Source organism: Streptomyces sp. HSS9-12 (assembly GCF_054963655.1).
In genome coordinates this window covers 1-770 of sequence record NZ_JBUEGC010000127.1, presented here as the reverse complement: position 1 = coordinate 770, position 770 = coordinate 1, and the positions used below count along the sequence as shown (strand labels likewise).

1 protein-coding gene and 1 pseudogene are annotated in these 770 nt (G+C 69.5%); both read right to left on the bottom strand.

The features are described 5' to 3' along the window. Positions 1 to 201: pseudogene (locus ACY34J_RS29015) on the bottom strand (ATP-binding protein); the annotation flags it as partial. After that, positions 182 to 589: a DUF742 domain-containing protein gene (locus ACY34J_RS29010; protein WP_462729603.1), complete on the bottom strand. Its 408-nt coding sequence runs from the start codon at positions 587 to 589 to the stop codon at positions 182 to 184. The gene ACY34J_RS29010 and the pseudogene ACY34J_RS29015, both read right to left, overlap by 20 nt. Positions 590 to 770 lie beyond the last annotated feature (181 nt).

The following is a 770-nucleotide window of genomic DNA, read 5'->3' as shown; positions in this document are numbered from 1 at the left end:
CGTGGTGGTCGTCTTGTCCTGGACGTGGCTCAGATCGTCGATGCCCGCCGAAGCGGAGGTCATCACGGCTTCGGTGCGCAGCGGGTTGATCTCCGAAACCGCACCGACGAACGTGGTCTTGCCCACGCCGAAGCCACCCGCCACCACGATCTTCGCGGACGTGGTGGAGCGGGCCGCACCGCTAGAGCTTCCGAAGTCCACTGAGCACCCTTTCGAGCAGTGTCACATCGGGCGTGCCGCCGGGGTCCTCGCTGCCGCCCGGCTGATGGATGGCCACCATTCCGGCCTCGGCCAGGTCGGCGACCAGGATCCGCGCCACGCCGAGCGGTATCGCCAGCAGCGCCGACACCTCCGCCACTGACTTGACCTCCCGGCACAGATGGCAGATCCGCTGGTGCTCGGGCAGCAGGACGCCCAGGCGGGCCGGGTCGGCGGTCGTGCTGACCAGTGCCTCGATGGCGAGCTGGTACCGCGGCCGCGTCCGGCCCCCGGTCATGGCATACGGCCGTACGAGCGGCTGATCGCCCTCATCATCCCCGTACGGCGCGTAATGGCCGCCGTACGGGCCGGGAACGGGGGGCGTGGTCATGAATCCTCCGGTGAGGCCAACGGATCGTCGTCTGGCGGGCCGGTGGGGGGGATGGGCGCGCGGCCTACGCGGTCGGTCGGATTGGACTGTGCGGTGTGAGGGGTCACAGTTCGGCTCAGATCAGTTGAGAAGGCTGCCTTGGAGTTCCGCGCGGAGCTCCGGGGTGAGGACGTTGCCCGCG

Bases quoted from the DNA above. Each gene is read 5' to 3' on its own strand.
- ACY34J_RS29010 (WP_462729603.1), bottom strand. From the start codon at position 589: ATGACCACGCCCCCCGTTCCCGGCCCGTACGGCGGCCATTACGCGCCG.